At 52.2% G+C, this 554-nt stretch carries 1 pseudogene; it reads left to right on the top strand.

Annotated elements, in window-relative coordinates:
• Positions 1-554, top strand: a pseudogene (locus AC07W4_RS27845) (transposase family protein); the annotation flags it as partial.

The raw sequence follows: 554 nt of genomic DNA, 5'->3' as shown, positions 1-554 counted from the left end.
GACTACACGCTGACCTTTAAATTGTCGGTCGTCGATCAGGTCGAAAAAGGCGAGCTGAGTTATAAAGAGGCTCAGGAGCGCTACGGGATTCAAGGCAAAACGACCGTTCTGACGTGGTTACGCAAGCATGGTCGGCAAGATTGGAGCCCAGGCACATACATTGGCTCGCCGAGGATGGGGTCTATGCCCGAGAAAAACCGACCATTGACGCCAGAGCAACGCATCAAAGAGCTTGAAGAGCAGTTGGCTCTGTCCAATCAGAAAGCGCAGTTTTTCGAGGCGGTCGTGGATGTCTTGAAAAATGACTACGGTCTCTCTGTCGTAAAAAAGCGTCCCGGCAAGTCCTCGCGCAAAAACGAATCCAAAACCTGAGCATCAGCAGGGCTTGCCAGTTCATGGGAATAAGCCGACAGGCTTACTACAAACGCAATCGCGCCGATGCTGCTCGTCTCGTTCTGGATCAGAAAGTTGCCGATTTCGTTCAGCAAAAACGTCAGCGGCAGCCACGTTTGGGCACCCGAAAGTTGCATTACTTGCTGCATTGCCAGCCTCAA

Source organism: Pseudomonas sp. GW821-FHT02A08, from assembly GCF_059422045.1.
This window is presented reverse-complemented; position numbering and strand designations above follow the sequence as displayed.